13 protein-coding genes are annotated in these 13922 nt (G+C 34.5%); 11 read left to right on the forward strand and 2 right to left on the reverse strand.

Annotated elements, in window-relative coordinates; genetic code table 11:
• Positions 1 to 20: 20 nt before the first annotated feature.
• The 6 genes from GWK10_RS15820 (at position 21) to GWK10_RS15845 (ending at position 9349) form a co-directional block, all read left to right on the forward strand.
• Positions 21 to 542, forward strand: a complete 522-nt coding sequence (locus tag GWK10_RS15820; RefSeq protein ID WP_164033375.1) for a hypothetical protein — start codon at positions 21 to 23, stop codon at positions 540 to 542.
• A 101-nt stretch (positions 543 to 643) separates the two neighbouring features.
• Complete coding sequence (locus GWK10_RS15825) at positions 644 to 3451, forward strand: ATP-binding protein (RefSeq protein ID WP_164033376.1); 2808 nt, start codon at positions 644 to 646, stop codon at positions 3449 to 3451.
• 476 nt (positions 3452 to 3927) lie between these two features.
• Positions 3928 to 4467: a hypothetical protein gene (locus tag GWK10_RS15830; RefSeq protein ID WP_164033377.1), complete on the forward strand. Its 540-nt coding sequence runs from the start codon at positions 3928 to 3930 to the stop codon at positions 4465 to 4467.
• Positions 4468 to 4559: 92 nt separating this feature from the next.
• Positions 4560 to 5870, forward strand: coding sequence for an OmpA family protein (locus GWK10_RS15835; protein WP_164033378.1), 1311 nt, complete (start codon positions 4560 to 4562; stop codon positions 5868 to 5870).
• A gap of 67 nt (positions 5871 to 5937) precedes the next feature.
• Positions 5938 to 6588, forward strand: coding sequence for a hypothetical protein (locus tag GWK10_RS15840; protein WP_164033379.1), 651 nt, complete (start codon positions 5938 to 5940; stop codon positions 6586 to 6588).
• Between the two features lie 79 nt (positions 6589 to 6667).
• Positions 6668 to 9349, forward strand: a complete 2682-nt coding sequence (locus tag GWK10_RS15845; protein ID WP_164033380.1) for a CHAT domain-containing protein — start codon at positions 6668 to 6670, stop codon at positions 9347 to 9349.
• Here the strand turns inward: GWK10_RS15845 and GWK10_RS15850 are convergent.
• Together GWK10_RS15850 and GWK10_RS15855 are read right to left on the reverse strand one after the other, a co-directional pair.
• Positions 9346 to 10071 (reverse strand): tetratricopeptide repeat protein, encoded by a 726-nt coding sequence (locus GWK10_RS15850; RefSeq protein ID WP_164033381.1) that lies wholly within the window; start codon positions 10069 to 10071, stop codon positions 9346 to 9348. The genes GWK10_RS15845 and GWK10_RS15850 overlap by 4 nt on opposite strands.
• 2 nt (positions 10072 to 10073) lie before the next feature.
• A complete protein-coding gene (locus tag GWK10_RS15855; RefSeq protein ID WP_164033382.1) occupies positions 10074 to 10634 on the reverse strand; it encodes an RNA polymerase sigma factor in 561 nt (186 codons plus the stop codon).
• Positions 10635 to 10742: 108 nt separating this feature from the next.
• Here GWK10_RS15855 and GWK10_RS15860 point away from each other — a divergent pair, with 108 nt between their 5' ends.
• The 5 genes from GWK10_RS15860 to GWK10_RS15880 all read left to right on the forward strand — a co-directional run bounded on the left by GWK10_RS15860 (position 10743) and on the right by GWK10_RS15880 (position 13842).
• Complete coding sequence (locus tag GWK10_RS15860) at positions 10743 to 11366, forward strand: hypothetical protein (protein WP_164033383.1); 624 nt, start codon at positions 10743 to 10745, stop codon at positions 11364 to 11366.
• A gap of 19 nt (positions 11367 to 11385) precedes the next feature.
• A complete protein-coding gene (locus tag GWK10_RS15865; protein ID WP_164033384.1) occupies positions 11386 to 11985 on the forward strand; it encodes a hypothetical protein in 600 nt (199 codons plus the stop codon).
• Between the two features lie 112 nt (positions 11986 to 12097).
• Positions 12098 to 12652, forward strand: coding sequence for a hypothetical protein (locus GWK10_RS15870; RefSeq protein WP_164033385.1), 555 nt, complete (start codon positions 12098 to 12100; stop codon positions 12650 to 12652).
• A gap of 31 nt (positions 12653 to 12683) precedes the next feature.
• The gene (locus GWK10_RS15875; RefSeq protein ID WP_164033386.1) at positions 12684 to 13259 is read left to right on the forward strand and encodes a hypothetical protein; all 576 of its coding nucleotides are present in this window, start codon (positions 12684 to 12686) and stop codon (positions 13257 to 13259) included.
• A 112-nt stretch (positions 13260 to 13371) separates the two neighbouring features.
• On the forward strand, positions 13372 to 13842 hold the full coding sequence (locus tag GWK10_RS15880) for a hypothetical protein (protein WP_164033387.1): 471 nt from the start codon (positions 13372 to 13374) through the stop codon (positions 13840 to 13842).
• Positions 13843 to 13922: the final 80 nt, after the last annotated feature.

Consider the following 13922-nt stretch of genomic DNA (forward strand, 5'->3'; position numbering starts at 1 on the left):
ACCCTAAATTACAAGAGATCATGAAATCAATGTTTAAAAGTGGACTTTTACTAATAACGGCATTGGGCTGCTTTCAATTTACAGTTGCTCAAGAAAATACCTTTAGCACCAGTTATGTTTTAGAAAGCGATCTATATGCTAATCAGCTAAAAAAAGAACTAGACAACAACGTTGGCAGTAAAGCGGCATACGATGATGCTGCGGAGATAGGTAAGTTATTACGCCATAATGCATCTCAACTCGATTCAAAAATACCAATCCCCATGCCTCCTTGCAATTATACTGTTGTGTGTGGAAGCAATAAACTAGAAGGAGTAGTTACTAAGGACCTAGGCTACATTGATGCATCTATTGTCGACAGCAATGACAATGTAGTAGCAACACTCAATGTAAGTCCAATATTTGTAGACGCTAGTTCAGGTATAAAAGTTTATAACTTTGTTTGGACACATCAAGTATTCGGAAAAGTAACCCTTAATATTACCCGGCCCACAACCAGTAAAGAGACCAAACAGTACAAGCATCAGGTAGTATTGCAGTAGCGATCTAGTATTCTATCCCATATTTTAGGTACTTGGCGTGAGCATAGTAAATTACTGAAAGAATTTTCTTAAATTTTAAGTGTGCTATACCAACCACACTCATGCATCGGGTTATTCAGTATCTTATCTTTTCACTTCCTTTTATTTGCGGACAATTTCTCTATGGTCAACAGTCATCTCAACCTTTAGAATATCTGGCAAGTGCAAAATCATTTTTCGTAAAAAAAGAATATGACAGCACCTATTTCCTTTCGAAAAAGGCCTACACAAACTTTCATAAAAACAACCAAGACTCTCTTGCTCTAGTATCAGCATTGCTCCTTTTTGAAAGTCAGCCCAAAACGGCAACTAAGGACACAACCGATTTCTACCCAAATCTCATAAAAACGTATAAGAATAGAACCAAATGGGAAGATCGATTAAAGATTAATCTGGCTATGGGCAATGGGTACTTTACTGCTCAGGAATATAGCAAGGCACTTCATCATTATATTGAGATAGATTCAATTGCTAAGCAAAAAGAGCACATTAGCCCACTTACTATAAAAAGCGTTTTAAAACGATCGGAAATATCTAGACTAACATTTACTCGGGAAAGTGTCGAGGAAGCGTACAATCTGGCTAGAAGCGCTCTAAAGGATGCTAAACTCATAAATGATGAAGCAAGTGAATATCTCACTTATGTTTATCTATCAGATTTAAGTGGTCATGTTGGCAAAGTAGAAGAATGTAAACAATACATTGATTTAGCACTTCCCTATTTCAAAAAAGAAGGAAATGTTGAAATGGCTTCGAGACTACATAGTATTCTTAATTCTTATTATTTAGAAAAAAAAGACTACAAAAATGTTACGAAAAATTTCAATAACCAGTTAGCATATTTAAATAATAAAAACAAACCCCTACTCCTCGCGAAGACCTACTATTACTACGGATATTTCAAGAGATATCGCTTAAAAGACTATCGGGAAGCCCTAGTCCAGCTTGACAAATCATTTGCCATTTATCAAAATTTAAACGAAAAAGAAACCCTACTGTATCAAAGGTTGCTTCGCGACTTAGCTAGCTGCCATATTGAATTGGGTAATTATGAAAAAGCCAGCAAATTTTATCAAAAAGCTTACGACCTTAAGGATGATTTGACTAAAAAGGCTAACAGAAAACGGTCTAAAGAAGTAGAGTCTAAGTACAAAGCACTACAAAGCGAGCAAGAAATAACGCTTTTGAGCACTCAAAACGAGCTTATTATGGAGCAGAAAGAAAGTCAACAACGATTATATACTGCCGGTATTATTTTAACTGCTTTGGCGGGAATTTTCATTTTCATTCTATTTAAAAATCGTCAAAAAACAACTTCAAAACTTAGAGAACTTGACACTGCCAAATCTCATTTCTTTGCTAATATTTCGCATGAGCTTCGTACACCGCTAACCCTAATAAAAGGACATATTCAAAATAAATTATCTGATAAAAAAATTGGAGAAAATGATAAAAATGATTTTCAAGTAGTTTTAAATAATACCGACCGGCTTGCCCAACTTGTTAATCAGATACTAGATATTTCAAAAATAGAATCCGGTAATATGGGGCTTTCTATTAGTCAAGTAAAGCCTATTGAGGTTATAAATTCTATAGTTCATGATTTCAAGGCCGCAGCCTACCATAAGCAAATAGACTTCGATCTTGATATTAATAATAAAAATGTTACTGGTTGGACGGATGTAGATGCTTTGCAAAAAATCGTAACTAATTTGCTTTCAAATGCATTGAAATTCACTCCGGAAAATGGAAAAATCAAGGTAAGAGCAGATGCCAAAAACAGCAAACTGTATTTTGAAATCAAAAATTCTGGAGACGGGTTAACTAGTGAGGAAAAAGCCAATATTTTCAAGCGATTCTATCAATCACAGCACGCAAAAGGAGGTACGGGAATTGGGCTTGCTTTAGTCAATGAATTAGTTAAACTTCACGGGGGAACCATCGAAGTGGATACTGTTGAAAATGAATTCACAAAATTTAGCTTCAATATAGCTTTAAACAAGGACGACATTAAAAATGCCACTATAAAAATTAGTCCGACAACATCAAAAATAAAAACCAACACCCACGAGGATACCTCTATAATAAATGTAGAGAACGAAAGCAATGACGAATTGCCAATTCTTCTTATTGTAGAAGACAATCCTGATTTAGGCAATCTGCTTCAAAACAATTTTAGCAATTCATATCGAGTAATACGAGCACTTAACGGAAAAGAAGGATGTAATATAGCTTATGAAAAAATACCAGATATTATTATTAGCGATGTCATGATGCCAATAATGGATGGGACTCAATTAACCGAACAACTTAAAAAAGATGAGCGCACCAGCCATATCCCCATTATATTGTTAACGGCAAAAGCTGGTGACGAAAACACGTTATTCGGTCTTGAAACCGGTGCCGATGATTATATAACCAAACCTTTTAATCAAAAAATATTGGCTACAAAGGTAGTTAACTTACTAGCTAACCGTAAAAGACTACAGCAGCGATATAGCCAAGAAATTGTTTTAAAACCTAAAGACATTGCTGTCAATTCAGTTGACGAACAGTTTTTAACCAAAGTACAATCGGTTTTAGATGACAATTTGGTTGAATCGGAATTTACTGCCGAGGCATTTGCCAATGCAATTGAAATGAGTCGTATGCAACTGCACCGAAAATTAAAGGCTCTCACCGGTCTTTCCACTACTGAATTTATAAGATCGCAGCGACTAAAAATGGCATCACAACTTCTTAAAAAAGGCGACACTAATATTTCGCAAATTGGTTACGCAGTCGGTTTTAGCGATCCCGCTTATTTTACGAAATGCTTCAAAGAAACCTACGGGCTTACCCCAACCAATTTTCTTAAAAAGGTTGAATAAAAGACCCCTCACCCCTTCATTTATAGGCTATGTTACATAATTCATAGGTATTGTTACATACGTCATAGTCTACGCTTTTCTTCTAACATAATTTTACACCAACAAAATGAAAATGAAAAATATTGAAGGTGTATATACCGGCATATTAGACTCACTACCTAAAACAACTATTTATTTAAACGTGGACCATCTTGACAACGGCATCTATCAATTACAAATCTCTCATAAGCATAGAATTGTCAAGGTGGTTCATTTTAAAAAAGATTAAACAACTGAATAAAAGATATTAAAGATTACAATCAGCTAGCGGTTTACTGCAGGCTTTAAGTTGCCTCCCCAACAAGGTTCAAGGAAACCATTTTCTCTGGTTTCCTTACATAAATGCACTCCCTCAAGTTTACTTTAAGAGAATAATTACATAAAGGTTGAAGTATTAAAACAAAACTAAAAATAGTATTAACGTCAAACCATTTATTATGCAACGTCTCATTACAAAAATTGTAGGTCTATTATTTCTTACAACACTAACATCATGTCTTACCGATTATCAGGGTCAAATACCTGACGAAACAGAATTTACAGCTACCAATTATGTTTATGAAGGTGATCTTTACAAATATTATCTCGAGGAGCAGATAGAACAAAACGGCAATAACGCAAGTGATAACCAACTGAACTTCTGGAAAAAAGAATTGAGCAATATTATCGATCTTGAACAGCTAGGACTTGATTTAATCCCACCTATTCCTCCGTGTCCTAGGCCTAGAGATTGTGGATATGAAGCGCTAGAATATTTATTGATAGATAGTAATGCAGACCGTGTTGAGGTATTATTTCATGATCAGAATAATAAAACCATAGGTGGAGGAGCTATTGATGAATTTACCCCGATGCCTGAAGCAAAAGGGTTTATTAGTTTAGCCAACCTCAAAATTGAAAATTATACCGACGTCTATTCAATTGAAGTCAATGTATTTGCCAATAATAAAATCATAAGGTCATACCTAGTAGAATAACGAAGAAAATACACATGAGGTAAAGAAAATAAAATAGCAGTGTTAACCTTTCATCTCCAAATTCATTAATGGTATAACAAAAATATACCATCATGAAAACAACAAGAATTGCAATGATGCTATTAGCCGTTTTCAGCATAAGTACGGCCAATGCACAATTGTGGAAAAAACTAAAGAAAAGAGCTGAAGAAGCAGCAAAAGAAACTTTGAAAGAAAAGGTTGCCGAAAAAGCAGCAAAAGAAACAGACAAAGCTTTCGATTCTATTTTCAACAGCGACGGGAAATTTATTGGACTTAAGAAGAGGAAGAAAAGAAAAAAACGTCGTGGTAAAAACCAAGGTGATCCGTCTGTAGAAACAGATATGGAAAATGGGATGGAAATGCAAAATGAAACCGACATTGAAGGGTTCGAAATCTACTCGAAGTTTGATTTTGTCCCAGGAGAGGAGGTATTGTTATATGATGATTTCTCCGACGACGCATTAGGCGACTTCCCCTCAAAATGGGATACTAATGGATCTGGCGAGCTGGTTGAAATAGGCTCAGAAAAATGGTTCCGATTGGTAAGTAAAGCTGTTTACGTACCAATGTTAGAAACTGAATTACCCGAAGAATACACCATAGAATTTGACTTCTTAACAGAAGGTTTAGATAAAAAAACAAGCTCACAGGCAAAACTGGAAGTTTGGTTAGAAGATAACAGCGGGTATCAAGGTTCTCCTAATCGAGCTTGGGTTGAAATTCCATTATGTCTATTTATAGATCCAGGCTTTGTAGTAGAAAAACGAATTGATAGCGAACGTATTATGCGAAATACCATTCAAAAGGACATCAGAAATGCCCTTCCAGAGCAAATGCATGTTTCGATTGCTGTTAATAAGTCTCGTTTTCGAATGTGGATTAATGAAAATAAGGTTGTTGATATTCCGAGGCTAGTACCTGAAGGAATTACGAATTTCAAATTACAGCCTAGAAATTTGAGAGATGAAATTGACCGCATTTTCATTACTAATTTTAAAATGGCAGCAGGTGGACAGGATCTTCGTAATCAATTATTGGAAGAGGGACGGTTCTCAACAACGGGTATCTTATTCAATTCGGGATCGGCTTCAATTAAAGCAGAGTCTCATGGAGTTTTAAAACGAATTGCTAATATGCTACAACAAGGTGATATATCAATAAACATAATTGGTCACACAGACGCTGACGGAGATGATGATATGAATTTTCAATTATCCGAGGAACGTGCGCAAGCCGTTAAATCGGTTTTGGTAAATCAATTTCTAGTAGATGAAAGTTTGATTACAACGGAAGGTAAAGGTGAAGAAGAGCCAGTAGCTGATAATACTTCGCCTGAGGGGAAAGCTCAAAATAGAAGAGTTGAGTTTGTAAAGACCAATTAAACATTAGGGGCATTTACCTAATAATTAATAACTTAGGCTACTCCCCTTTTAATAAAAACTATAAAAAATGAAAAATTCAATAATACATTTCATAATTACCTGTGTCGGCATTGGTTTGACCTTCGCCCAAAAGGCTGATCTCAAGTTGGATCGAAAAACACAAATTAAGAACAAAAACAAGCTAGAGATTCAACAAAAAAAGACCGCAATAGCATTCAATGAAGCAGATATGTTTCAAATGTATTACCCAAAAGGAAAAAAAGATATTCAGGCTAAGAAAAAAGTAATCCTAAAAAGAATCAAGAAAGGTGACAAGCAGGCGGAACGTGATTTGAAAGTTTTAAAAACCAAGGAGTCTGAACTTAATGCACGTTATAAAAAGGCACTTAAATTTTCTAAACTCAATGAGCAAATTTATTTGAAAATCGGACCTATTCCTCCATGCCCTCGACCAAGAGATTGCGGAAACGACTGGCTACGAAACCTTGAAACCGTAATAGTTGCAACTTCTGTTAAGAACATCCGTATTGTCGCTGTAAACAAAGAAGGTCAAACAATTGGAATGCTCAAAAAGAATCATGACTTACACAACAAGGATATCGGATTCAAAACCTTTTCTTTTAACTGGAAATCAAAAACGAAAGGACCTATTACCTTTAGAGTAAAGCGGATATTTAATAATGGCTTAAAGGAATCTTATGACCTTGTTGTTAAATAACCTATATAGATTGTTGTTCCCAAAGCCCTTGAATATTCATCAAGGGCTTTGGGTGTTTTTTCTAGCCTTAATAGGAATAATGAATATCGGCTTAGCACAGGATAGTGGTTATCTTGAAAAAGCTGCTTCTTTTATATACAGTGATAAGGACTCCTCCCTATTTTACATCGAAAAACAGATCAATTTATTAAAAGGTAAAAACGAACCTTTAGAACTTTTAGAAGCAATTACCTACAAAACATTTGTTGCCGGGTATTACTCAGATCTTACAACCTTAAAAAATACCATAGCTTTAGAAGCGGATATATACAATAATTTATCAGACTCCTTATCAAATACACAAGAGGGTTTTGATATTGGATCTATGTTATTATATGACCAGGGAAAATATCATTATAAGCTAAATCAGTATGACAAAGCGAGGGATGCTTTTTTTAAAATAATTGAACGTATAGAAAGTAACAATGATATTAGTATCAGGAAAGACCATAGCTTCCTCACTGTATCCAACAGTTACTTGGCCTTAATGTATATTGATGAATTAAAATATGAAGTAGCAGAAGAGTTTTACAACGAGAATCTTCGTCTACACAAATTAAATAATGATACCGAAACGACTTTTTTAGAAACACAGAATCTACTTGCTGAGCTGAAACTGCTTCGAAACGAGAATTCAGAATCTATTCATTTAGCACGAAAATCAGTTAATCGCTATGAAGAAATAGGTCCCGAAAAACAACTTAATAGTTATATCAGCACATCACAACTTTTAATAGACAACTATCTTGAAATTGAGCAACTTGATAGTGCCCAATATTTCATAAACCAAACAAAACCATATCTAGAAAAAAGAAAGCGTTTTGCAAATAGTTTCAATCGTTTACAAGCCGATCTCTACATCAAACAAAAAGCGTATGACAAAGCGGAAAATGAGTATTTGCAGATCCTTACCAATTTAGAATCTACGGGGAATCACTTCGAGAAAATTCGCATTTACCTGCGACTAGGAAAGCTCTATACCTTAAAAGAAGATAACGAAGCTGCCCGAGAAATATATGGCAAGGGACTTTCACTAATTAATGACGAAGAATTAAGAGGCAGTAATTATCTCATTAAAAAGATTGAGTTACTAAGTGAATCAAACCAACTACTCTCTAAAGAAGGAGAAAATGAAAAATTAGAGCTGGCAGTTAAGCAAGGCCAAGAACTTGTCAAGACTATTGATTTATTAAAACTATCATTTATTAATGATAGCGACAAACAGAACCTCATCAACGCATCAATTAGTGGTATTGAATATAGTCTGGATGCATTGAACAAACTATATGCTAAACAAGAAAATGACAACCATCTTGAAGCTGCGTTTCAATTAATTGAAAATTCAAAGAACAGTATCTTGCTAGATGCACTTACACGAAATAAAGCATCAAGTTTTTCTGGTATTCCGGAAGACATGCTCGAAGAAGAAAAACGACTTCGGGTAACCATTAATAATCTGCAAAAAGAAAAATCTGAAGAAAGTAAAGCGGAACTGTTTAAAGTAAAAAATGACTACAATAACCTAATCGAATTATTTGAGAGTGATTATCCTAAGTATTATCAGTTGAAATACGCAAAAAATATTCCTTCAGTCAAGGAACTACAAAATGAACTAGATAATAATACGTTATTTCTCAACTTTTTTTCCGGCAACAACACTATGCACATTGTATCAGTTTCTAAAGAGAAAAAACGACTTACCACTATTGAGAATTCAGAAAATTTAAGCAATCAAATTATAGCGCTTACCAAGCTATTAAGTGACCCTAAATCGGATATAAAGGAATTGAATGTTATTTCTACCAAACTATACGAGCAACTTTTAAAACCCGTAATACAGGATAAGTATATTAACATCATTATTGCTGCAGATGGCGTTTTACACTATTTGCCATTCGAAGCCTTGTTTAATGGCGGCAACTATGTTGTTGACCAATATATATGTAGTTATGTAAACTCGGCATCTTTATTATCAGAATTGAAATCAAAACCTACCATTAAAAAGAATAAGCTTCTAGCCTTTGCTCCCCGTTTTTCGAAGAAATCAAATGACAGTCAACTCCAACCATTACCAAATAACGAGAAAGAAGCAAATACCATTGCTGGATATTTTAGAGGCTCTATTTTTAAAGGAGAACAAGCAAGTAAAGCCAGTTTTGCTGATAATTTAGAATCTTACAACATTCTTCATCTAGCCACGCATGCTATTGTTGATAATGAAACCCCGGAATATTCATATCTCGCATTTACTGAAGACGACACAGAAGATTCATTTTTATATGTAAACGATTTGTACGCAACCAATATGAATGCGAAGCTAATAACCTTAAGCGCCTGCGAAACTGGACTTGGAAAACTGCAAAAAGGAGAAGGAATGATCAGTTTATCGAGAGCTTTTTTCTATGCGGGAGCGTCGAGTATCGCTCATACGTTATGGAAAGCAAATGACAATTCTTCATCACAAATTATGCAAGGGTTTTATGAGGAGTTATCTGAAGGAAAACCAAAAAATGAGGCCTTGCGCAATGCAAAACTCAATTTTATTAATGCCAATAGCGATAACAACTTATCGCACCCCTACTATTGGGCGGGTTTTGTAATTAGTGGTGATACTACTCCTGTTACTTCGTCAAATAAAAAATGGGCTTGGTTCTTAGTGGTATTAGTTCCCGTTTTTCTAGTAATCAGCAGCAATAAACGCAGAAGAAATAATGCTGCTTAGTCTAAAGCTTTCAATAATTGAATAGCGGCTTCCTTTTTGTAGGTATTCTTCTGTTCTATTTCTGTCAGTATCTTTTTTGCATTATTAACATCTTCTTGTTTTAAATAGGAAAGAGCTAAATACCAACGCGATTCTTGTGTAAATTCCTCGTGGGTTTTTACGACTTTATTAAAAGCTAGAATGGCATTTTCATATTCACTATTTGCCAAATAAGCCTGACCGATATAGAAATCAATATTTTTTGCGTCTTTATCTTCTTTTAACTGATTAAAATAATTAATTGCTCCAGGGTAATCACCCCCTTCATAAGCTTCAAATGCGCTACGTTCGATTGATTCTTCTCCGCCACTTCGGGTTATTGAATACACGGTATTAGGATACATCTCGTAATATTCATCGTATAGCGACGTACCATCAGGTTGGATATTGGTCCCAATATAAATTCCTAAAGAAAATAACAATGCGATAGCAGCTGCAATTGGTAACCACTTTCTTTTTGAAGCCTTTGTGCCATCTATAATGTCTCGATCCTTTTCATATTGCTCCAGTAGGTTTTTTTTATCTTCCCGTTCCGATAATTTAATGGCTTTTTGAACATCTTGCTGCAACTCAAACTCTGCCTTAAAATCAGCATCTGTTTCTAAAAGCGAGTTCAGTTCTTGCTGCTCATTGGGGTTTAATTCGCCAGAAAAATATTTTTCTATTAAAAGTTCGTTATCCATTACTATTGGGGGTTTATTTTATCCTTCAATGATTTTAAACATCTTGATTTTTGGCTTTTAACCACATTTTTACTTGCATAATTTCCGACCTCCATGATCTCGTCAATGGTGAGCCCGCGATAATAAAACAATGTCAAAATCTTTTGGCATTGTTCACCTAGTGCTGAAAAGAATTTTTTAAGCAGTAACTGACGTTCAGTTGGTGCCGTTGCATCAATTTCAAAATCATTAATATCGACTTCTTCTTTTACCACATTCATCACTTTTTCTGATCGGATGGTTTTATTGTTTTTTCGCATTTTATCCATAATCATAAACTTGCCTATGCTAAATAAATAGGTGCTTATGGTGCTGGTAAATTGCTTGATCTTTCCACTAACAATATTTTCATGAAATACGATATAAGCATCTTGATAAATATCAATTACCTCATCATCGGTAAGCTCATAGCGCTTTGCATACAAGATGAACTTTTCTCTATTGTCTTCATACACTTTTTTAAAGGCCAGTTCAGAGCCATTTTTAAGTGCACTAAAAAGATCTTGGTTCGCTAGATCATTCATTAATGGTTAGTGGGATAAAAAGTAAACACTTAAAGATAAAAATTTTAGAATGATGTTAACCTTTCATAGGTGTTTAACATTAAATACTGAACATTAAAAACGTGAATTATGAAAACTATTTTTTTAGGGATTTCGCTCTTTGTATCATTTATAGCGCATGGACAGATTGTACTAGACGATTTTTCTACAGGACCGATGAGCCAAAAAAAGCACAGCACGATAGCTGAATCCAAATTGACTCAATCCGGGAGTAACATTCTTAATAATCAACGAGATATTTTGGTCAAGATTAAAAAGAATGATGACAAACAGTTGATACTGTCAAAAATTGAAAAGGGACGTATGGTCATTAGTATGGGTTATAACATTACTGGAGCAATCGAACTTCGATATGGTTATGACCGAACAAAACCTTTGAATCTTAACCTTAGTAAATACAAATCATTAAACATTGAATATGAAGCTAAAAGCAATTTTGGAAGAGTATATACAAGTATGTTTAGCAACGGACCGAATAGAGCTTTTTGGCGAGGTGGAGGAAACAGAACATTATTTGAAGGAAAAGAACGTGGCTTCACTCTTAAAATCCCATTGGTTGAACTTCAAAAAGCACAAGACAATAAGAATACAAACGCTTTCACAATAAAAGATGTAGATCATATTAAAATTCAATTTCTGGCACAGAACAAGCGAGGCTTAAACTTTACTATCAAGAATATATACTTTGAATAATCAGAATAAAACTAACATGATGAAAAAAATTATAACAATAATCATTTTGCTAATAGCAGGAATTACGAATGCTCAACTAGTAGTTGACGATTTTAAAACAGGAACCATTAATAAAAAAACCTACACTACTGGATCTGGAATTGTCAGTACACAAAAAGGTAATGGCATTGTAAAAGGCATACGAAGTATTAATGCCAAAATACGGCAAAACCCAAATGATCACGGAATGGAATTATCGATAAAAAATGGGCTATTAACTATGTCCTACGGCTACGATACTCGTGGAACAACCTTCGTTAATTATGGAGTAGACAAAAACGGCGAAAACATGCCGATGAACCTCAACTTAAAGGATTACAAAACACTTAAAGTTGAATTTGAAGCCAAGAGTACAATCAACGGAATTAATATTAATATGTTTACTGGCAATAGATATGCGGCATATGGCGATCACGTCAGAGCCCGTGAAGGAAAATTTGTAAAAGAGATTCCGCTAAAAGATTTGAGGCCTACACATAAAGACTTCACTTTAAGTGATATCGACTACATCCGTTTTCAGTTTGACAGCCGCAGCAAGACAGGCTGTAATATGGCCATCAATAAAATCTGGTTTGAGTAGCTGTAACTACGAATCATTTTAAAAGACCGAAGCTATTTGTTTCGGTTTTTTTTGCTTTCATGTTAACCTTTATATATGAACTGCATTAATAAGAAAACGTAAACTTTTAATCATGAAAACAATTACAAAATTCACAGTCGCAAAACTATTCAGCTTAATAATTCTAGGCCTCTTGATTAGCTCAAGTACGCTTGTGAAAAATACTGAAAATAGTATTGCTTTTGAAGACGCTTATGACAATTCAATCTGGACTGAACTTATGAAAGATCTTAACAGTGGAAAGTGCTATAAAATGGAAGCTACATCAAATAATGTTAAGAAAAAAAGCAGTAGCGAAGAGCATGCATTTACAACCTTTGGTCAAGCTGATGTAAAAAAAGTCAATAGCTCGACTATCGAGATGAAAAATGTAAAGACCTATTTCAGTGATCGTGGTCTTTTTAGAGGAAGAACCACTAAAGAATCTTTTACAATTAGCTGCACTAGTCGTGCTTTTACCGTAAAAATCAAACAACATGATTGGGGTAATAGAACTGAGACTTTAAGAGATGCTACAATTTTTAGAGGGGCTAACGGATTCTTTATTTCTGGAAACTATTATAACGGAAGAAAGCTCACATTCGTAACCATCGCACTTTACAAACAAAAATGCTCAGGCCTTATTTAATTAATCACACTAATAACAAAAACGTATAATTATGAAAAATTTCATTACCATTTGCTTAATGTTACTATTTACCATAAGCATTGTTAACGCTCAAATTAGAAGGGATATCAAGCTCCCTAAAAAGACACCTATTACTAAGTATGATTTAAACAATAATTTGGATCTGGAAAAAATCAAAAATCATATTAAGTCAAATAAATTTTGCTACACGGTCAATGTGTCTTCTACCGCTATTTTTGCTCCAAAATATCCTAACCCGGTAAAAGCTGTTGATGCCTATTACACAAGTACAAAATACTTAAAAGTAGAACGTTCGTATCTGCGTACAAACGGGCTTTTGCTGCGAAGTGATAAGACCTTTAACCGCAGCCAAGGAAATAACTATGAAGTCCTGATATACCCCGATCGGCGTAACCCTAAACTGGTTAACAAAAATCAGGTTAAGCTTACTTGGCGTATTCCCGAATCTCAATTACGCACATTTAATCTCAAAAATGTATCTGTTCAATATAAACCACATGGTATTCTTATAACCGGTAATTATGAAGTTGACGGAATTGTCTTTGGTGTAAGTATAGCCCTGGTACCAACTACTTGTTTGATCTAATAAAATGGTACACTTTACTTAAGAACCGGATTCTACGTTCGGTTTTTTTATGGCTTTTGTTAACCTTTTATCACCTATAACATAAATAAGTAAATCATTAAAATGACAAATCATGAAAACAAAACACACACAAATTAAAAAGAGTCTAATAGTAGTAATCGGTTTACTTTTTATGTTACCAACCGCCATATTGAACGCCCAAGATTGTAGGGTTGTTGAAGCCATTGGAAATGGCACTAAAGAATTAATTCTGCGACAACTAAATGACAAGACAAGAGGCGAAGTTTACAAAATTAGCAGAAGAAAAAAGTTAATCATAAATAAAGTAGAAACTATTGGTTTTAAAGGCTGTAGAGTTACCGTTGTTGCTCATGTAACCCTAAAAAGAAAAATCCGACGCGATGCAAAAGGAAGAGTGACTATTTCTGGAACAGTATCAGAATTTAACCGAAATAGAATTTGCTTCAATAATACTAAAGTCGATAAAATAAGACTTAGTAATACATTTCGAATTGGTGAGGGTTTCTACAAATGGATCGCAAATAAAGTCCTACCAAATAACAGATGCTACTCTGTTAGATGATTTAGAGGAAAAACCGAAGTAAAGACTTCGGTTTTTTTATGTGTTGTTGTTAACCTTATCTCACATATTACATTAATAAC

Source organism: Spongiivirga citrea (assembly GCF_010671565.1).
Classification (GTDB): Bacteria; Bacteroidota; Bacteroidia; order Flavobacteriales; family Flavobacteriaceae; genus Spongiivirga; species Spongiivirga citrea.